The following is a 19,113-nucleotide window of genomic DNA, read 5'->3' as shown; positions in this document are numbered from 1 at the left end:
CGCGCTCAGGCGGCGCCGCGCTTGACGGCCGCATCGCACCAGCGCTGTGCGACCTGGGGCGAGGTGCTGCAGACCGCATCGTGCGTGACCGTGGTCACGGCGCGTTCCAGCAGCTGGATATCGGCCTCGTGCTGGCGTGCCACATGCGGGTCTTCAAAAAAGATGGCGCGGTGGCAGCGCTTTTCCAGCACCAGATCGGCAATCTGCGCATCGCCGCCCAGCGGACCGCTGTTGTAGCGGTCCACCCAGGGCTTGTCGGCAGGCCAGCCCTTGCTCCAGGCCATTTCGTTGAGCTTCTGGCCCGTGGTGCCCGTGCCCACGCGGCGGCGGTAGCGGCTGAGCAGCTCGAAGTTGCGGGCCGCAAAGTCCAGCATGGTGGGCTTCATGGCATCGTGGGCAATCAGCGCCAGCGTCTGGTTTTCATAGTCGTGAAAGCGGTCGGCATTGCGGTCGCGCGCCAGGCCCGCGTGAATGCGCTCCATCTCGATCCAGTCGCGCGTGGAAGCGACGGTGGAAAGAAAAGGCTTGCCGTGAATCACGCACTGGCGCTTCAAGGCCAGGGCTTCGGGGAAGATGGACGACGGGTCCACCGGGTCCATCAGGTAGATGGCGCCATCGAGAGTGCGCCCGTCGCCCTCCATGCCCACCACCTCGGCCACCAGCCTCATGAGACCGCCCTCGCGGCCATAGGGATAGCGCACCAGGCCTTTGTAGCCCTGGAGCATGCTGGCCGCCGTGATGGCGTCATAGGTGCGGCCCACGGTATGAAAGCCCAGCTTGAGCTCGCGAATTCCGGCCTCGCAAGCGCGCAGCAGAGCAAACAGCGCGGCGTCCTCGGTTTGGTGGTGGAGTTTGTTGGCGGCAAGACCCAGGCAGATCGACATAGTGAACTAATCCTTCAAACAGGCTCCAAACGCTCGCAAACTCTGCGCAACCAGCTATGCATTTGCGGTTTGAAACACCCGCAAGAATATCGCCAATTCATGCACTCCAAATGACTGGGGTCGGGTCAGACAGCCATACTTGCACAGCACTTGACAGCCGCCCTCTTGCCTCGCTCTTCTTCCCATGCCCAAGACCTCACGCTTCTGGAGCCCGCGCCGCATCGCAGCGGCATTCGGTCTGGCCCTACCGCTGGCGCTTGCGATCTGGGGCATGCGCGAGCTCGATGCCAGGCAGCGCGTCTGGATCTTTCAGCCCAGCGACCGCAGCTGGCCCGGAGCCAACACGGCCGGCATGCAGGAGCAATGGATAGACTTTCGCAGCCGCGACGGCAGCGCCGCCAGGCTGCACGCCCTCTGGATGCCATCCAGCGATGCATGTGCCCCGCTGCTGCTGTTTCTGCATGGGGCACGCTGGAATGTGACGGGCTCCTCGCCGCGCATACGGCGCCTGCAGGCCATGGGCTTTTCCGTGCTGGCCGTGGACTACCGCGGCTTTGGCAAGAGCAGCCCGGCCCTGCCCTCGCAGGCCTCGGCCGCCGAGGATGCGCGAGCCGCCTGGGGCTGGCTGGGCCGCCAGGCCGCAGGCAGGCCGCGCTATATCTTCGGCCACTCGCTGGGCGGCGCGGTCGCTATCGACCTGGCCAGCTTCGTCAAGGACGAAAGCGGGGTGCTGGTCGAGTCCACCTTCACCAGCATTCCCGATGTGTTCGACTCCATGCGCTGGGGCTGGCTGCCCGTGAACTGGCTGATCACGCAGCGTTTCGATTCGATCGACAAGGTGACGGCCATAGGGTCGCCGCTGCTGGTCGTGCATGGCACGGCCGATCCGCTGATTCCGGCCCGGCTGGGCCAGCAGCTGTTCGATGCGGCGCGCGAGCCCAAGCGCCTGATCCTGGTCGAAGGCGCCAGCCACCACAACACCCAGTCCAAGGCGCAGGCGCAATACCGCCAGGCCCTGCATGAGCTGTTCGGCCTGAATCCGCGCTGAGCGGCATCGCCACATACTGTCTCGTCAGCACACGGATCAATGGGCTGCTTCTGCTAGGCTGGCTGACCATGTCTGCGCCGCCTGCCCTGAAATCCGAGCCCAATCCCGCCCAATCCCATGGTGAGCAAGCGCAAGGCGCTCCCGAATCTGCAGTTCTCGTCATCCTCACGCTGGGGCTGCTGCTGGGTCTGCAGCCGCTGGCAACTGATCTCTATCTGCCCGCCCTGCCCCAGCTGCAGCAAGGTTTTGGCGCCCATGTCTCGCTGGCCCAGCTGACACTGACCGGCTTTTTGCTGGCCTTTGGCTGCTCGCAGATTCTCTGGGGCCCGCTGTCTGACCGGCTGGGCCGCCGCCCCGTCTTGCTGCTGGGCATCGGCGGCTATGTGATCGCAGCTCTGGGCTGCGCCAGCGCCCAGAGCATGGAGGCCTTGATTGCCTGGCGCAGCCTGCAAGGCGCAGCCCTGGGAGCCGGTGTGATGTGCGCGCGTGCCGTGGTGCGCGATCTCTACGCGCCGCATATGGGCGCGCAAGTCATGTCCAAGGCGCTGACGGGTCTGGGCGTGCTGGCCTTTCTGGCTCCCGTCAGCGGCAGCTTGCTCGTGGGCTGGCTGGGCTGGCGCTCCACCATGCTGGCCCAGGCCTTCATGGGCAGCCTGGCCTGGCTGCTGGTGGTGCTGCGCTTCAGGGAATCGATTCCGCTGCGCAACCCGCAGGCGCTGCAACTGGGCAATCTGCGGCACACCTGGTCGCGCATTGTGCGCAACCCCATGTTCCAGGCCTACAACCTGCTGACCTGCTTCAGCTATGCGGGCCTGTTCACCAATCTGGCGGCCTCTTCATTCACCTATATCAACGTGCTGCATATGGAGCGTGCACAGTACGGGCTGATGATGGGCGGCAATGCGCTGTGCTATATCGCCGGCACCTTTGCCTGCCGCCGCCTGCTGCGCAGCATGAGCGTGCAGCGCGCCGTGGCCGTGGCGGGGGTGTTGTCGCTGACGGCCGGCTCCATCATGGGCCTGGCGGCCCTGGCCGATCTGCGCAACATCTGGGCCTATGCCCTGCCTTTTAGTCTCTACCAGATCGCCCACGGCATTCACATGCCCTGCGGGCAAAGCAATGCCATCGCGCCCTTCCCCCAGGCCGCGGGCACGGCCTCGGCCATCAACGGTCTGGTGATGATGCTCATGGCTTTTGCCATGGGGCACTGGCTGGGACTGAATCTAGATGCGGACTCCGCCACGCCGCTGGCCTTCGGCATCTGGTTCTGGTCGGCCTGCACGGCCATCACGGCGTGGACGCTGGTACAGCGTTTTGGCATCAGCAAATCATGATTTGAAATAAGATGTTTAAGCTATTTAAAAACCAGTTTTTATTATTTTTCTTTTTATAGAGATTTTTTGAGAATGCCTGGACTGGCCAACGCGCCGCACTTCTGTGATCTCCAGCCATGCATTCCCGCCGTTCCTTTCTGCAGCACTCGCTGCTTGCCGCCAGCGCCGCTGGTTTTTCCCTGAACTCTCTGGCCAAGGCCGCCGAGAGCTCCGCCGTTCCTCAGTCCAGCCGCATTCTGGTGGGCTTTGGCGCGGGCGGTGGCATCGATCTGCTGGCACGCGTGCTGGCCGAGAACATCGCCGCGCAACTGGGCAAGAACCACTATGTGGTGGTGGACAACAAGCCCGGCGCCAACGGCCAGATTGCGGCGCAGACCCTGCTCAACGCCCCCAGCGACGGCGGCACCTATCTGATCGCGCCTCTGATCACCCCGGTGCTTTCGCAGATCGTCTACAAAAAGCCTGGCTACGATCCTGCACGCGACTTTTCTCCGGTGGGTCTGCTCGCGCATTTCCAGTTCGGTCTGGCCGTGCCCGCCAAGCACCCGGCGCGCAATATTCAGGAGTACGTGGCCTGGCTCAAGGCCAACCCCGAAAAAGCCAATTTCGGCAGCCCCGCCGTGGGCAGCCTGCCGCACTTCTTCGGCCTGCTGCTGGGCGAAGCGGCCGGCGTCAACATCGTGCATGTGCCCTACAAGGGCGGCCCGGCCATGACGACGGATCTGATCAGCGGCCAACTGGCCTCCGCCATCCAGACCACCAGCGAGCTGGCGCCGCTGCACAAGGAAGGCAAGGTCCGCATTCTGGGTACTTTCGGCAGCCAGCGCGGCCGCGAACTGCCCGATGTGCCGACCTTTGCCGAAGCCGGCTACCCCAAGGCCACGGGCAGCGGCTGGTACAGCCTGTGGGCACGCAAAGGCACTTCGCCCGAAGCCATTGCCACCGTCAACCGCGCCGTCAACCACGCGTTGCTCGACCCCAAGCTGCAGCCCAAATGGGCCGAGCTGTCCCTGCAGCCCGACCCGCGCACGCCGCAGGCGCTGGAGCAGTTGCGCGTGGCCGAGATCGCCAAGTGGCGTCCCGTGATTGCCAATTCCGGTTTCGCCATCGAATAAGCAGAGCAGCCGACGCATGACCGCACCAAATATCGTTTTCATCCTGGCCGACGATCTGGGCTGGGCCGACCTGGGCGTCTATGGCGCCACCGATTTCAAGACCCCGCATCTGGACCGTCTCGCCGCTCAGGGCGTGCGCTTCAACCAGGCCTATGCCAATTCCGCCGTGTGCTCGGCCACGCGCATCGCACTCATCACGGGCCGCTACCAGTACCGGCTGCGCGCCGGCCTGGAGGAGCCGCTGGCCCGCCATGGAGCGCAGCTGGGCCTGCCGCCCGATCACCCTACCCTGCCCTCGCTGCTCAAGAACGCCGGCTATGATACGGCCCTGATCGGCAAATGGCATCTGGGTCAGCCGCCGGCCTACGGGCCGCAGCGCAGCGGCTACGACTACTTCTTCGGCAACCACCACGGTGCCATCGACTACTTCACGCACAAGCCCGGCGTGGGTGAACAGTTCGCGCGAGATCTCTGGCAAGGCAGCGAGCCCGTGGAACGCACGGGCTACTACACCTATATCCTCGGCGATGAGGCCACGCGCTATGTGCACGAGCGCAAGGGCCAGGACAAGCCGTTTTTCCTCTCCCTGCACTTCACTGCACCGCACTGGCCCTGGGAAGGACCCGATGACGAGCATGTCGCGCACAGCATCAAGGATCTGTTCCACTACGACGGCGGCAGCCTGAAGAAATACGGCGAGATCGTCGAGGCGCTGGACAAGGCCGTGGGCCAGGTGCTGCAGGCGCTTGATGACACCGGCCAGGCCGACAACACCATCGTCATCTTCACCAGCGACAACGGCGGCGAACGCTTTTCCAAGACCTGGCCCTTCACGGGCCAGAAGACCGAGCTGCTGGAAGGCGGCATCCGCGTACCTACGCTGCTGCGCTGGAGTGCCCGCATCCAGCCCCAGGTTCAGGAACAGGTCACCGCCACCTTTGACTGGCTGCCCACCCTGCTGGCCGCTGCAGGCACCGACCCGCATCCCGACTACCCCAGCGACGGCCGGAACCTGCTGCCCTTGCTGCTGGGCCAGGCCGAGCCCGAAGAGCGCATCCTGTTCTGGCGCTACAAATCCCAGTCCCAGCGCGCGGTGCGCAGCGGTCCCTGGAAATACTTGCGCATCAACGACAACGAATTTCTGTTCGACGTGGTCCACGATCCCAGGGAGAGAGCCAATCTCAAGGAACTGCAGCCCGAGGTCTTTGCACAGCTGCGCCAGCAATGGGAGGAATGGGACCGGCAGCTGCTGCCGCTCACGGACGAGGTCTACAGCCACGGCCTGTCCCCCGACATTCAGGCCGACCGCTATGTGCCGACACGCCTGAGCCAGGGCTAGGCAGGGCACTAAGTCCCGCCGCAGCCGCAAAGCGGCAGGCTGCGTTATCCTTGACGACCAGCAAGAACCAATGGCCGGCGGTCATTGGTTCTTGTGCTTTGACCTGTACGGATTTCGCCCCATGACTGCTGCCCACGCCCTGCCCTGTATTGCCATTGCCGGCCCCACCGCCTCGGGCAAGACGGCCGCGGCCCTCGCGCTCGCGGATCTGCTGGCACGGCGCGGGCAAAAGGCCGAGATCATCAGCGTGGACTCGGCCCTGGTGTATCGCGGCATGGACATAGGCACGGCCAAGCCCTCGGCGGCAGAGCTGGCCGCTGTCCCGCATCACCTCATCGACATCATCGATCCGCTGCAAGCCTATAGCGCGGCCGAGTTCGTGCGCGACACGCAGATGCTGGTGGACGCAATCCGCGCCCGCGGCGCCATTCCGCTGCTGGTGGGCGGCACCATGCTGTACTTCAAGGCGCTGATGGACGGGCTCGACGACATGCCTGCGGCCAACCCCGAGGTACGTGCCATGCTGGACGCGCAGGCCGCCGAGCTGGGCTGGCCCGCCATGCATGCGAGGCTGGCCGAAGTGGACCCCGTCACCGCCGCACGCCTGGCCCCAGGCGACAGCCAGCGCATTCAGCGCGCACTCGAGGTCTGGCATGTCTCGGGCAAGCCGCTGGCGAGCTTCCACACCAGCAAAAGCCAAGCCGGCCCCGCGGAGCAGATGGGCCTGGCGGCGCTGTTTTCGCTGGAGCCCCAGGACCGGACCTGGCTGCACCAGCGCATTGCGCTGCGCTTCGAGTTGATGCTGGAGCAAGGCTTCCTCGACGAAGTGCGCAGCCTGCGCGCACGCGGCGACCTGCATCTGGATCTGCCGTCCATGCGCTGCGTGGGCTATCGCCAGGCCTGGGAAGTGCTGGACGCATTTGAAGCCCATCCCGAAAAGCCGCTCGATATGCCGGGCCTGCGCGAGCGCGGCATCGCCGCCACGCGGCAGCTGGCCAAGCGCCAGATCACCTGGCTGCGCTCCATGCCCCAGCGTCGCGCCATCGCCTGCGATGCACCCGACGCTCAGCGGCAATTGCTGGATGCAGCCATGGCTGCCATTGACGCAGCACAGCAGGCCGCAGACTAAGGACTGCCGCAGCAGCGCCCTTCGTTAAGATCGCTGCATGGCCGCCACCGACTTATCCCACGCCCATCCGCTGCTGCAGGTCAGCGACCTTGCCAAACGCTATGGCGAGGCAGAGGCCCAGTCCACGGTCTTCGAGCAGGTGAGCTGCGAGATCGCTGCCGGCGAATTCGTCGCCATCGTCGGCAACTCGGGCGTCGGCAAATCCACCTTCCTCAACTGCCTGGCCGGCCTGGACAGCTGGCAGCAGGGTCAGGTGCTGCACCAAGGCGTGGATCTTTCCACGCTGAATGAAGCCCAGCGCGCCATCTGGCGGCGCGCACACCTGGGTTTTGTGTTCCAGGCCTTCCATGTGCTGCCGCATCTGGACGTGACGCAGAACGTGGCCCTGCCGCTGATGCTGCTGGGCCGCATGCATGACGGGGGCGAGCAGCGCGTGCAGCAGCTGCTGCAGGCCGTGGGACTGCAAGGCCTAGGCCCGCGCCTGCCCCAGCAGCTCAGCGGCGGGCAGCTGCAGCGCGTGGCCATTGCGCGGGCTCTGGTGCATTCCCCGCCGCTGCTGCTGGCCGATGAACCCACGGGCAATCTCGACCCTTCCACCGCCCAGCAGATCCTGGACCTGCTGCTCGCTCAGACGCGCGAGCAGGGCACGGCCCTGGTGCTGGTCACCCACTCCGGCGAGGCAGCCAAGCGAGCAGACCGGGTGCTGCGCTTGACGGCCGTCGGCATGCAGACTCAGGAAACTGCCGCAAGCACCTGAAGCACGCCGCCAGGGCTACGCCCGCAAAACGCCTATTCGACCGCTAGGCGCCGTGCCTGGCCGCCCAGTTTCTTGGGCAGGGTCAGTGTCAACACGCCATTCTCGTACCTGGCTTTGGACTGGGCAGCGTCGATTTCCACGGGCAGCTGGAAGCTACGCTCCACCGCTCCGAAATAGCGTTCGGAGCGCAGTACTTTGTCTTCCTTGGTCTGCTCATCCTTTTGCGTGACCTCGGCGCGCAAGCTCACCACGTTGCCGTCTATAGAGACATGGATGTCCTCCTTGGGTACGCCGGGCAGTTCGGCCTGCACCGTATAGGCTTGGGCGTTCTCCTTCACATCGAGACGTATCTGCGACGGCGCTGGCAGAGGATCGCCGTGCAGAGGGCGAACATAGAAGCCGGGATTCATATCCTTGAAGAAGTCGTCGAACAATCCGCCGCGACCAACCAATGCATTCATGACAGATCTCCTTTGAAAAACACGATGTGCCCTCTGGAGCCCACGAACCGGCCTTCGAAGGCATGGCCCAAGACTGTTCCGCACCGGACGGCGGCGCCCGCAGCCCGCACGATGGAGCAGTCTCTGTTTTTATTCTGAGGAATATCCAGACTGACTTCAAGCGCGCTGGCTGCCCACCGGAGCGCCACTGCCAGAGGTTTGACGCAAATCAACGAAACCGCAATACAGACACTTTCAGTCACATGGCCCAAAGCGGCCCGCTCGCCATCAAGCAAGCGTCTGCGGCGTCAGTTCCCAAACTCGTTAACGCCGACCATACACTGGCAGGCACCCAGCGCAAATACGCTCTCCGTGGCCGGAGGTAGCAAAGAGATGATGCGCTACGGTTCTACCGCCCCGGCCCACAGTGAGCGCAGCGCTTTCTCAGGCTCGCTCCACCCACGCATCAACGCATGGCCCACTTGAGCGTCAGATAGCCTGCGCGGCCCAGCTGGTTGAAGCCGTAGACGGTTTCGTAGTGCTTGTTGGCCACATTGGCCACGCGGGCCTGCAGCGACCACTCGGGATTGATGCGGTATTCGGCATACAGATCCACGGTGGTATAGGCGGGCAGGGTCACCGTGGTGTAGGTGTTGAAGTCCGTGTCCTGGCGGCTGGACACATGCAGCAGGCTGCCGCCGAGCTTCCAGGCTCCCAGGCGCTTGTCCAGATTCAGCGCGAACTGGTTCTTGGCCCGGCGCAGCACCGGCCGGCCGTCGGCCTGCTTGGCGTCGAGGTAGTCGTAGTTCAGCGACGCGCCCCAGCCATCGACATTGAGGCCGTACCCCAGGCTCCAGCCCTTGAGGCGGGTCTCGCCTTGCAGATTGCTCATGCCGGTGCTGCCGAAGGCAATCAGGTTGCTGACCTTGTTGTCGAAGTGCAGCAGCTTGGCGCGATGAATGCCCTGGCTCCACTGCAGTCCGATCTCGTTGTTGCGGCCTTCCTCGGGGCGCAGATGGGGATTGCCGTTGTACATGGGATAGCTGGGGTCCACATAGTACAAATCATTGAACGACGGCGCGCGCATGCTCTTGCCGTGCGAGGCATAGGCACGCAGGCCCTGGATGAGCTCGTAGCCGTAGCTCAGGCCATAGGTGGTCATGCCGCCGAACTGCGAGTTGTCGTCACGGCGCACATTCCCCTGCCAGGAGTGGCGGCCCGTGCTGCCGTTGAGGCCCAGAAACACCGCATTGATGCTGCGGCGGGTCACGGCATAGTCGCTGGAAACATCGACCTTCTGCTCCAGCCGCTCGGCCCCCGCCAGCACCGTGCCCAGCATGGTACGGATCTCGTTGTCCCATTTGTACTCGAGCTGGGTGGTGTTGAAATGGCTGTCGCCATAGGGCGAGCCAAAATTCCTCTGCTCGTCGCGCGACTGGCCCACGGAGACATAGGTGGTCCAGTCGGCTAGCACCTTGCCGGTGAGCTTGAGCTTGGCCACCCGGGTCTTCAGGTCGGAATAGGGATTGGAGCCAAGGCCCGAGTCCGTATGCACGCGGCCCTCGGACTGCAGGAAATTCGTGTCCACGCGCCAGTCGCTGTTGAGCGCATAGCCCAGACCCAGATTCACCGAGGTCTGGTCAAAGCCGTCGCGGTCGGGGTTGTAGGTATAGGGGCCGGCCTTGGGGTTGGTTGCCGAGAAGCCGTGGTCCACCAGGCGGTTCAGGCCAATCTGGTAGCCGAACCCGCCCTGCGCACCGCGCAGCCCTGCCGACGCCGCCTTGTAGCCGTTCTCGCCGGCGGTCACCGAGGCATTGCCGAGGAAGGGCTTGCCGGCATCCGCACCGCGCTTGGTGAAGACCTGGATCACACCGCCTATCGCTTCGCTGCCATAGAGTGCGGATGCCGGACCTTTGACCACTTCGATGCGCTCTATCATCTCCAGCGGCAGGTTCTCCAGCACCGGGGCCGCCATGGTGGCCGAGCCATAGCGCACGCCGTCGATCAGCAGCAGCGTCTGGGTGCTGGCCGTGCCACGCAGAAACACGCTTTGCGCCGCACCGCGGCCGCCGTTGCTGGACAGCTGCACTCCTCCGGCCAGACGCTGCAGCAGCTCGGCCGCCGAGCGTACCGGAGCCATGGACTCGATCTGTTCCTGGGAGATCACGGCCACATCGGCCAGGGTCTCGTCGACCGAGATGGCGGAGCGCGTGGCCGTGACCACGGTTTCGGCCATGCGCTGTTCGCCGGCAACCACAGACTGCGCCCGGGCCGTGACGGAACACAGCGTCATGGCGGCAGCGGCCGCCCAGGTCAGAAGTGCGGAAAAAGCTGCGGCCATGGGCAGGCCGCCCGGGTGCAGGGAACTGGAGCTATGCATAAAAATTCTTGAACCGTTGACACTGGCGTCCCCGCCAGATGCGACCCCCACCAGAAGCTCTCGCAAGCCCTGGCACATCTTTGGCCGGTATCCAGACTGATGCACTCACTGCCAGGCCTTCCCAAAGCGCTATGCGCTTCAGTGGCTGCGGTAGACAGCTTGGTTCTTCACCTGTGCACTCACTGTTGCGGGGGCAGTACATGCTGAGTCCGCGGGAACGCAGACCTCCATGTTTCCCGTTTAACTGCTGCGTCAGAACAACGCCGCGAGCACCAAAACCCTCTATTTTAGCGATGCCGCATACTTGCTCCTCCGCCTGCAGATGCAGGGCGCCATTTCGACCGATAGTCCCCAGCCGTGTTGTTCCACTCTCCGCTTCTGCAGCTGCTGGCCAGCTTCTCCTGGCAGGAACTGCGCCAGCATCCCTGGCGCACGGCGACGGCCCTGCTCGCCATCATGCTGGGCGTGGCCCTGGGCTTTGCGGTGCATGTAATCAACCAGTCGGCTCTGGACGAGTTCTCGCGCGCGGTGCGCAGCGTCAACGGCCAACCCGATCTGCAGCTGCACGCCATGCAGGACGGCTTGCCGCTGGAGCTTTATGCGCAGGTGGCACGGACCCGGGGCGTGGCGGCCGCCGTTCCCTGGCTCGAGACCACGGTGCTGCTGCCCGCAGCGGACGCCGACCGCCCTGCGCCAGACGCAGATGCCCGCACTACTCAGGGCGCGGCCCGGGGCACGGCGCTGCGCGTGCTGGGCAGCGATGCCACCAAGCTCGCGCCCGTGGCGCCGGCCCTGATGCCACAGCTGTTTGCGGGCAGCGACCGGCTCGATCTGTTCGCGCCCGATGCGGTCTTCCTCAACGCCGCGGCGCTGCAGGCCCTGCAGCTGAGCCCCGAACGGGCGTCCAACACCGCAATGCACTGGCTGCTCAACGGCCGGCTGCAGACCCTGCGCATCGCCGGCACGGTAGCGGCCACGGGCGCTCCCGTGGCCGTCATGGACATCGCCGCCCTGCAGGAAAAGCTGCAGCGCTTTCAACAACTGGACCGGATCGATCTGCTGCTGGCCGACAACGCAGCACGCAGCCAGGTGGCGGCGGAGCTGCGCGCCCTGCCCGCGTGGCAGAGCCAGATACTGATCCAGCAGCCCGGCGACGAACAGCAGCGGGTGGGCCAGATGTCTCGCGCCTACCGCGTCAACCTCACGGTGCTGGCCCTGGTGGCCTTGTTCACCGGAGCCTTTCTGGTGTTCTCGGTACTCGCGCTCAGCGTGGCCCAGCGCGCGCCGCAGTTTGCGCTGCTGGCCGTGCTCGGTGCCACGCCGCGCCAGCGCCTGGCGCTGGTGCTGCTGGAGGCCCTGGCGCTGGGCGCCGTGGGCAGCGCGGCCGGCATTGCGCTGGGCAGCGGGCTGGCCTGGGGCGCTCTGCAGATGCTGGGCGGGGATCTGGGCGGCGGCTTTTTTGCGGGCGTGCAGCCGGCGCTGCAGTGGAGTCCTGCTGCCGCCCTGGTCTTTGGACTGCAGGGCATCGCCGCCACGCTGGCCGGCGCCTGGTGGCCCGCGCGTTCGGCCATGGACCTGCTGCCTGCTGCCACTCTCAAGGGCCTGGGCAACACGCATGAAAAGCCGCCGCGCTTCTGGCCCGCGCTGGCGCTGCTGCTGGCCAGCGCGGGCCTGGCCTTTATGCCGCCGGTTGCCGGCATTCCCTTGGCCGCCTATGCGGCCGTGGGCTTGCTGCTGCTGGGCGGCATGGCGGCCCTGCCCTGGCTGCTGGGCTCCGTGCTAGGCCTGCTGCCTGCAGGACTTTCCCGGAACCCGCTGGGCATGCTGGCGCTGGAGCGCGCACGGCGCATGCGCAGCTCCACCACCGTGGCCGTGGGCGGCGTGGTGGCCAGCCTCAGCCTGGCCGTGGCGCTGACGGTGATGGTCACCAGCTTTCGCGGCAGCATGATGGAATGGCTCGATGCCGTGCTGCCCGCGCCGCTGTATATCCGCGCCGCCGGCGGCTCCAGCCGCGTGGATGCGGCCCTGTTGCCCGCCGATGCCGCGGCGCGCATTGCGCGCCTGCCCGCGGTTGAGCATGCCCAGGCCATGCGCAGCAACACCCTGGCGCTCAGCCCCGAGCAGCCGGCCATCAGCCTGCTGATTCGCTCGCTCAAGGGCGAACAGGCCCAGCAGCTGCCATGGGTGGCGGGGCCGCTGCGCACGCCGCACAGCGGCATACCGGTGCATATCAGCGAAGCCCTGGCCCAGCTCTATGGGTTGAAAATCGGCGACGACTGGCCTTTGCTGGCAGAGGCTTTCAGCCGCAAGACCCATGCCCGGCCCTCGGCTTCGTTCTACATAGCGGGCATCTGGCGCGACTATGTGCGCCAGTTCGGCGCCGTGGCCATGGACTGGCAGGACTATCTGGCGCTGGGCGGCGATGCCCAGCTCAGCGAGGTCGCCGTCTGGCCTGCGGCGGGCGCGCAGGCGCGGCCGGCGGATCTGCATCGGGCCATAGAGCATGCGCTCAGCCCCCCCGGCGAGCCGGCTCCGGTTCTCGAGTTCGTGAGCAGCGCGGCCTTGCGCGACAGATCACTGCGCATTTTCGACCGCAGCTTTGCCGTGACCTACTGGCTGCAGGCCGTGGCCATAGGCATAGGCCTGTTCGGGATTGCGGCCAGCTTCAGCGCGCAGGTGCTGGCCCGGCGCAAGGAGTTCGGGCTGCTGGCCCACCTGGGTCTGACGCGCCGCGATGTGCTGACCGTCGTCGCGGCCGAGGGCCTGGCCTGGACCGGGCTGGGCGCCATCGCCGGCAGCTTGCTGGGCCTGGGCGTGGCCGTGATCCTCGTGCATGTGGTGAACCCGCAGAGCTTTCACTGGACCATGGAACTGCGCCTGCCCCTGTTGCGCCTGCTGGGCCTGGCCGCGGCCGTGGTCCTGGCGGGTGTCATCACGGCCTGGCTGGCCGGACGCAGGGCGGCAGCGGCCGATGCGGTGCTGGCGGTCAAGGAAGACTGGTAAAGCCTGGGACCGAATGCTCCAGGGCCTTGATGGCGCAAGACCGCGCGGACCTGAAACCGCCCATGCCCATACACCCGCTCACGCCTTGCATGCACTCCCGGAACGGCTCGGCGCACAATGGCGGCTCCCTCTCTGTCTCCAGGAGTCCGTATGCAAATCCAGCCGTATCTGTTTTTCAATGGCCGCTGCGAAGAGGCCCTGAATTTCTACCAGAAAGCCATAGGTGCGCGAGTCACCGTCTTGATGCGCTTCAAGGACGCCCCGCCTGCACCCAAGGAGGCCTCCCCTCAGGACTGCGGCCCCGCCGCGGTAGCGCCGGAAAAAATCATGCATGCCAATGTGCAGATCGGCGAGACGCAGATCATGGCCTCCGACGGCATGAACGACGGCAAACCCGAGTTCAAGGGCTTTTCCCTGTCCATCAATGCGCCCAGCGACGAGGAAGCCGAGCGCATCTTTGCCGCGCTGGGAGACGGCGGCCGGGTGCAAATGTCCCTGGGCCCCACGTTTTTTGCGAGCCGTTTCGGCATGGTGGCCGACCGCTTCGGCGTCATGTGGATGGTGATTGTGCCGCTGCCGGATATAGGCTGAAGACCCGCTCGTCTGGCTCGCACCATGCCCGCTGCACCGCAGAACAGTGACAATGACGCATGGTGTATCGCCTCCCGCCCTCCAACCCTCTGAAGCCCGCGGGCCCGCGCCGGCAGGCCCTGCAGACGCTGGCGGCGTTGGGCCTGGGCTGGGCCGGCCTGCCTTCGGCAAGCCTGGCCCTGCCGCCCAAGGCCCTGCGGTTTCCGCGCGACTTCGGCAGCCATCCGGATCTGCAGACCGAATGGTGGTACATCACCGGACAGCTACAGGCGGGCGCCAGGCCCTGGGGCTTCCAGCTGACTTTTTTCCGCTCCCGCGTCGCCGGGACTCAAGCCCTGCACTCGCCTCTCGCGGCCAAGCAGCTGATCTTTGCGCATGCCGCGCTCTGCGATGTCCAGGGCCAGAAGCTGCGCCACGACCAACGCATGGCGCGGGCCGGCTTGGGCCTGGCGGATGCCGGCGAGAGCGACACGGACGTTTACATCCAGGACTGGCAGCTCAAGCGCCAAGCGCTTGCAGGTCGGGACGCCACGCAAGCCAGCCATTACAGCGCCCGGCTGGTGGCCAAGGAATTCACGCTGGCCCTTGAGTTTGATAGCACCCAGCCCTTGCTGCTTCAGGGCTTGAACGGACTTTCACGCAAGGGGCCGAAGGAGGAGCAGGCCAGCTACTACTACAGCCAGCCCCAGCTCCGGGTCGGCGGCAGCATTAGCATCGATGGCCGGCAACTGGCCGTCGAGCCCTCCGCGCACAACCGCGCCTGGCTGGACCATGAATGCAGCGCCGCCTTACTGGACCGTGACGCACAGGGCTGGGACTGGATAGGCATGAACCTCGACGACGGCAGCGCCCTCACCGCCTTCCATCTGCGGCGCCACAGCGGCGGCGCGCTATGGGCGGGCGGCTCGTTCCGCGCCCCCGGCCAAAGCGCACGCATCTTCGGTGCCGACGAGGTGCGCTTCGAGCCGCTGCGCTACTGGACCAGCCCCCATTCCCAGACCCGCTATCCGGTCGCCTGGCGGGTGCAAACTCCGGCCGGAGCTTTCGAGGTCCAGGCTCTGGTCGACGACCAGGAGCTAGACAGCCGCGCCAGCACCGGCGCCATCTACTGGGAAGGACTGTGCGAGCTGCGGCGCATAGGTGCCGATGGACGCGGCAGCCGCGCGGGCAACGGCTATCTGGAGATGACCGGGTATGCGGATGCGCTGAAGCTTTAGGACCGGCCGACTGGGGCCGGTGGCGGCAAGGCCCAGGTCTGCCCGGGTCATGCGGCGAGCCGCGTGCAACGCCCCTCCGCATGGCCCGCCGCGCCTAGTACTTGAGGTCGGCGCGCACCCAGAGCGTGCGACCCGGCTCGTTGATGCGCTGGCCGCCCGGCAGGCCGAAGCCCGCATTGCCGGCCAGGTTCAGATGTTCGGCATAGTTCTTGTTGAACAGATTGTCCATGCCCGCCGTGAGCTTGAGCCTGCGATGCACGCTGTAACCCGCGTTGACGGAGAGTAGGCCGAAGCCTGCGCTGGGCCCGAAGTCCTTGCCGACCACATTGCCCTGGCCCGCTGCATAGCGGTGCTGGGCCGCCACCACGCGCCACAGCGCGCCGGCGCTCCAGGCGCCCTGGCGATAATCCAGGCCCAGCTTGGCTTCCAGCGGTGGTGTCTGTGGCAGCGGGCGCTGGTCCGTGGCGTTCTGAGCCCAGCTATAGGCCAGCGTGGCCTGGGCCGTGAGCGCCGGCGTCAGGCGGTAGCTGCCGCCCAGCTCGACGCCGGCGGTGCGCGCATTGACATTGCGCACCTGGGAAGACATGCCGCCCCGATAGTCGAACAGCATGTGGTCCTGCACATAGCCCAGATAGGCCGAGGTCCAGGCCTGCCAGTCCTGGGCCTTCCAGCTCGCGCCCACATCGATCTGCGTGGTCTTTTCCGGCTTGAGGCTGGCAAAAGCGTTGCCGCTGACGGCGCTGCTGTTGCCGGGCGATATCAGCTCCCAGTAGTCGGGAAAGCGCTGTACATGGCCAAGGCCCGCATACACGGTGGAGCCAGCGGCCAGCTTGCGCTCCCAGCGCACAAAGCCGCTGGGCAGAGCACTGCTTTCACGGTGGTTGCTGGCCGCCGCATTGCCGGCGGCCATGCTCATGCCACCCATGCTGCTCGATGCATCCGGATAGCGCCAGGCCTGAGCCCGGTCTAGGCGCAGCCCGGCCACCAGCTTGTTCTCCAGGTCCAGCTGCCGGTTCAGCTCGGCAAACAGCCCCAAATTGCTGAACCTGGCATCGCGCATCCATGGCTTGCTGCCATATGGCTGCATGGCGCTGCCCGAGCGCTTGTCGTGCGGGCTGTTCATCGCATCCATACCGGTCTGCAGCGAAGTCGCGGGCGTCAGCTCCCAGGTTGCCGCCGCGCGCAGACCCGTGGTGGTGCGCCGCACATTGCTGGCCATGGGCATGGACATATGGCCACTGGGCTTGAACGGCCGCAGGCTGAAGTTGTCCATCACATGATCGGCCTGGTTGTAGTACAGCTGGGCCTCGAGCTTGCTCAGCAGGGGCGAGATCGCGCTCTTCTCGAAACGCAGTCCGGCGCTCTCGCGCCTGAAGCGCGTGCCGTCCATGCCGCGGCCGCCGTAGCGGGCCTCGCCGTCGCCGGTGCCCGCGGACAGCTCGATCAGGGTCTGGGCGTCGGGCGTGAAGCCCAGCGCCACATCGGTATTCCACTTGTCCCAGTGCGAGGGCACGATACGGCCGCGGCCGTCCTTGTAGTCCTTGCTTTGGGAGTGGTTGGCCGTCAGACGCAGGTAATAGCTTTCATTGCCGGCCAGAAAGTCGAGATTCTGGTCAATGCGTGCCGCCGTGCCCGCCAGGGCGCTGGCCGAGAAACGGATCTCGCCGTCCTTGAGCTGCGGCTTTTCGCGGTCGAAGCGCACCACGCCCGCCGAGACCCCGGGACCCCAGGCCACGGTCTGCGGACCTTTGACCACGGTCAGCAGATCATAGGTTTCGGGCGAGATATAGGAACTCGGCGAGTCCATGCGCCCCGGACAGGCGCCGAGCATGGTCGTGCCATTCGTCAGTATCGGCAGGCGCGAGCCGAACTGGCCGCGAAACACCGGGTCGCTATTGGAGCCGCCGCTGCGTATCGCCGCAAAGCCGGGAATGCTTTTGAGGTAATCCGCCGCATCGCTGGCCGGCACTGGTTGGCGCGGCTGCTTGGGGTCGGCCACGACATGCAAGGGAGAGTGGTCGTGTACCGCCGTCACCACCAGTTCCGGCATCGCGGACTCGGCCGCCTCCTGAGCCTGGGCTACGGTCTGCAGGCCGCTCAGGCCCAGGATGGCCAGGGCAATGGCGCTGCGGCTGGACGGCAGCGAGGGACGAGTCTTTTCGCTGGCCATGGCATGGCCTTTAGCGTTCTTGGAGATATTCATGAGTGTCCTCGGCCCGCACGCAGCTCGATCACAGACAGGCGTGCAGGCGGCCACAGGCTTTCCCAGTGGGAAGGCCTTGGCGAATTGAAAGGCGCAGCCCAAAGCCGTGCAGGCCTTGGCGCTGGAACAGGGAATAGAGGCGCGCAAATCCGCCGCGCGAAGGCAGGTGGTTTACGCGGCTGCGCCGGGAGGACCGCGTGCAGGAAGCGGTGCGGCGATATCCAGCATGGCGAGCAGCGCTGGCAGGCTGCGCCACTTCTGATGGAATGCCGGAACGGGCGGCCTATGGATATCGGCCTTCAAGGACTCTGGAGGGGCCAGAGCGATACACAGCACGCAGTCCGGGCTGTGGGCGCCATGGCCCATGTCCTCATCGGGAGCGCCCGGCCACGAGGCCGGCTCCCCCGCCGCATGACTGGTCGAGCACACATCAGCCCATGCGGCCTCAATGCCCAGGCCGGTACGCACGCGCACGCCGGACAGGGCCGCCGTCAACAGCAGCAGCGCAAACACCGCCGTGACCAGGGCGGCGAAAGATCTGTTCCGACGTACACGCTCGAGCATAGAAGTTGCAAAGTGTATACGCTCGCCGGCCCACAGCGGCTCGACGGTGCCGCGCCAGCGCCGTACAAACAAAAAGGGCTGCAAGCTGCAGCCCTCTGTCATCCGGCCAAGGGTTTCACTTGCGGCGCTGCAGCCAAGCGATCAGCTCGCCCATGATGCCCTTGCGGAACAGCAGCACGCACAGCACAAAGATCAGACCCGTGACTATGGTGACCGACTCGCCCAGCGTGGAGAACCAGTCTATGCCCGTGGTGCGCGCCAGGAAGCTGCCGAAGTCGCCGATCTTGTTCTCCAGCGCCACCACCACGGCCGAGCCCACGATGGGGCCGGACAGCGTGCCCAGGCCGCCCATCAGCGTCATCAGAATCACATGGCCCGAGGTGGTCCAGTGCACGTCGGAGAGAGTGGCGAAACCCAGGACCACGGTCTTCAGCGAGCCCGCGAGACCGGTCAGGGCCGCCGAGATCACAAAGGCCAGCAGCTTGAAGCGGTTGACGTCATAGCCCAGCGAGATGGCGCGCGGCTCGTTTTCCTTGATGGCCTTGAGCACCTGGCCGAACGGCGAATGGATGGTGCGCACAATGAGCAGAAAAGCCAGCACCACGATGGCCAGGGCCACGTAGTACATGACCAGGTCGCTGCTCAGGTCGATGACGCCGAACAGCTTGCCGCGCGGCACGCCCTGCAGGCCGTCCTCGCCGCCCGTGAACGGCGCTTGCAGCGCGCCGAAGAACAGCATCTGCGCCACGGCCAGCGTGATCATGGAGAAGTAGATCCCCTGGCGGCGGATGGCCAGCCAGCCAAAGACCAGGCCCAGCAGGGCGCCGACCAGCGTGCCCAGCAGCATGCCGATCTCGGGCGTGAAGCCCCAGGCCTTGACGGTATAGCCGGCCACATAGGCCGCACCGCCCAGAAAAGCCGCGTGCCCGAAGGACAGCAGACCCGTATAGCCCAGCAGCAGATTGAAGGCCGAGGCGAACAGCGCGAAGCACATGAGCTTCATCACGAACACCGGATAGGCACCCAGAAAAGGTGCGGCAACCAGCCCCAGCAGCAGCAGGCCGTAGCCCAGGGGCGCAATGCGTTGAACAAGCGTTTGGGATTTCATG

15 protein-coding genes and 1 riboswitch are annotated in these 19,113 nt (G+C 65.8%); of the genes, 9 read left to right on the top strand and 6 right to left on the bottom strand.

Annotation, left to right across the window (positions count from 1 at the left end; translation table 11 throughout):
• Nucleotides 1–5 precede the first annotated feature (5 nt).
• On the bottom strand, nt 6–884 hold the full coding sequence (locus tag AB6724_RS00965) for a methylglyoxal synthase (RefSeq protein WP_369336628.1): 879 nt from the start codon (nt 882–884) through the stop codon (nt 6–8).
• 184 nt (nt 885–1,068) lie between these two features.
• On the opposite strand from AB6724_RS00965, the gene AB6724_RS00960 reads away from it, so the two are divergent.
• From AB6724_RS00960 to AB6724_RS00935, 6 genes are all read left to right on the top strand, one after another.
• The gene (locus AB6724_RS00960; protein ID WP_369336627.1) at nt 1,069–1,932 is read left to right on the top strand and encodes an alpha/beta hydrolase; all 864 of its coding nucleotides are present in this window, start codon (nt 1,069–1,071) and stop codon (nt 1,930–1,932) included.
• 68 nt (nt 1,933–2,000) lie between these two features.
• Nucleotides 2,001–3,266, top strand: coding sequence for a multidrug effflux MFS transporter (locus tag AB6724_RS00955; RefSeq protein ID WP_369336626.1), 1,266 nt, complete (start codon nt 2,001–2,003; stop codon nt 3,264–3,266).
• Nucleotides 3,267–3,382: 116 nt separating this feature from the next.
• A complete protein-coding gene (locus AB6724_RS00950) occupies nt 3,383–4,381 on the top strand; it encodes a tripartite tricarboxylate transporter substrate-binding protein (protein WP_369336625.1) in 999 nt (332 codons plus the stop codon).
• A gap of 16 nt (nt 4,382–4,397) precedes the next feature.
• Complete coding sequence (locus AB6724_RS00945; protein ID WP_369336624.1) at nt 4,398–5,720, top strand: sulfatase family protein; 1,323 nt, start codon at nt 4,398–4,400, stop codon at nt 5,718–5,720.
• A 121-nt stretch (nt 5,721–5,841) separates the two neighbouring features.
• Entirely contained in the window at nt 5,842–6,849 is a 1,008-nt protein-coding gene (gene miaA, locus AB6724_RS00940) for a tRNA (adenosine(37)-N6)-dimethylallyltransferase MiaA (RefSeq protein WP_369336623.1), read from the top strand.
• Nucleotides 6,850–6,886: 37 nt separating this feature from the next.
• The gene (locus AB6724_RS00935) at nt 6,887–7,606 is read left to right on the top strand and encodes an ABC transporter ATP-binding protein (protein ID WP_369336622.1); all 720 of its coding nucleotides are present in this window, start codon (nt 6,887–6,889) and stop codon (nt 7,604–7,606) included.
• Between the two features lie 32 nt (nt 7,607–7,638).
• On the opposite strand, the gene AB6724_RS00930 is transcribed toward AB6724_RS00935, so the two are convergent.
• Complete coding sequence (locus AB6724_RS00930) at nt 7,639–8,067, bottom strand: Hsp20/alpha crystallin family protein (RefSeq protein WP_369336621.1); 429 nt, start codon at nt 8,065–8,067, stop codon at nt 7,639–7,641.
• Nucleotides 8,068–8,512: 445 nt separating this feature from the next.
• On the bottom strand, nt 8,513–10,426 hold the full coding sequence (locus tag AB6724_RS00925; protein WP_369336620.1) for a TonB-dependent receptor domain-containing protein: 1,914 nt from the start codon (nt 10,424–10,426) through the stop codon (nt 8,513–8,515).
• A gap of 65 nt (nt 10,427–10,491) precedes the next feature.
• Nucleotides 10,492–10,718, bottom strand: a riboswitch (cobalamin riboswitch).
• 65 nt (nt 10,719–10,783) lie between these two features.
• Between AB6724_RS00925 and AB6724_RS00920 the strand changes: the two genes are divergently transcribed.
• The 3 genes from AB6724_RS00920 (at nt 10,784) to AB6724_RS00910 (ending at nt 15,237) form a co-directional block, all read left to right on the top strand.
• Nucleotides 10,784–13,429: an FtsX-like permease family protein gene (locus tag AB6724_RS00920; protein ID WP_369336619.1), complete on the top strand. Its 2,646-nt coding sequence runs from the start codon at nt 10,784–10,786 to the stop codon at nt 13,427–13,429.
• A gap of 150 nt (nt 13,430–13,579) precedes the next feature.
• The gene (locus tag AB6724_RS00915; RefSeq protein WP_369336618.1) at nt 13,580–14,020 is read left to right on the top strand and encodes a VOC family protein; all 441 of its coding nucleotides are present in this window, start codon (nt 13,580–13,582) and stop codon (nt 14,018–14,020) included.
• A 59-nt stretch (nt 14,021–14,079) separates the two neighbouring features.
• Nucleotides 14,080–15,237 (top strand): lipocalin-like domain-containing protein, encoded by a 1,158-nt coding sequence (locus AB6724_RS00910; protein WP_369336617.1) that lies wholly within the window; start codon nt 14,080–14,082, stop codon nt 15,235–15,237.
• Between the two features lie 94 nt (nt 15,238–15,331).
• On the opposite strand, the gene AB6724_RS00905 is transcribed toward AB6724_RS00910, so the two are convergent.
• The 3 genes from AB6724_RS00905 to AB6724_RS00895 form a co-directional block, all read right to left on the bottom strand.
• Nucleotides 15,332–17,440, bottom strand: coding sequence for a TonB-dependent copper receptor (locus AB6724_RS00905; RefSeq protein WP_369336616.1), 2,109 nt, complete (start codon nt 17,438–17,440; stop codon nt 15,332–15,334).
• Nucleotides 17,441–17,611: 171 nt separating this feature from the next.
• Nucleotides 17,612–18,004: a hypothetical protein gene (locus AB6724_RS00900; RefSeq protein WP_369336615.1), complete on the bottom strand. Its 393-nt coding sequence runs from the start codon at nt 18,002–18,004 to the stop codon at nt 17,612–17,614.
• A 115-nt stretch (nt 18,005–18,119) separates the two neighbouring features.
• Nucleotides 18,120–19,112: a branched-chain amino acid ABC transporter permease gene (locus AB6724_RS00895; RefSeq protein ID WP_369336614.1), complete on the bottom strand. Its 993-nt coding sequence runs from the start codon at nt 19,110–19,112 to the stop codon at nt 18,120–18,122.
• Nucleotide 19,113 lies beyond the last annotated feature (1 nt).

The sequence above is a fragment of the Comamonas guangdongensis genome, assembly GCF_041079535.1.
GTDB classification, from domain to species: domain Bacteria; phylum Pseudomonadota; class Gammaproteobacteria; order Burkholderiales; family Burkholderiaceae_C; genus Comamonas; species Comamonas guangdongensis.
This window is presented reverse-complemented; position numbering and strand designations above follow the sequence as displayed.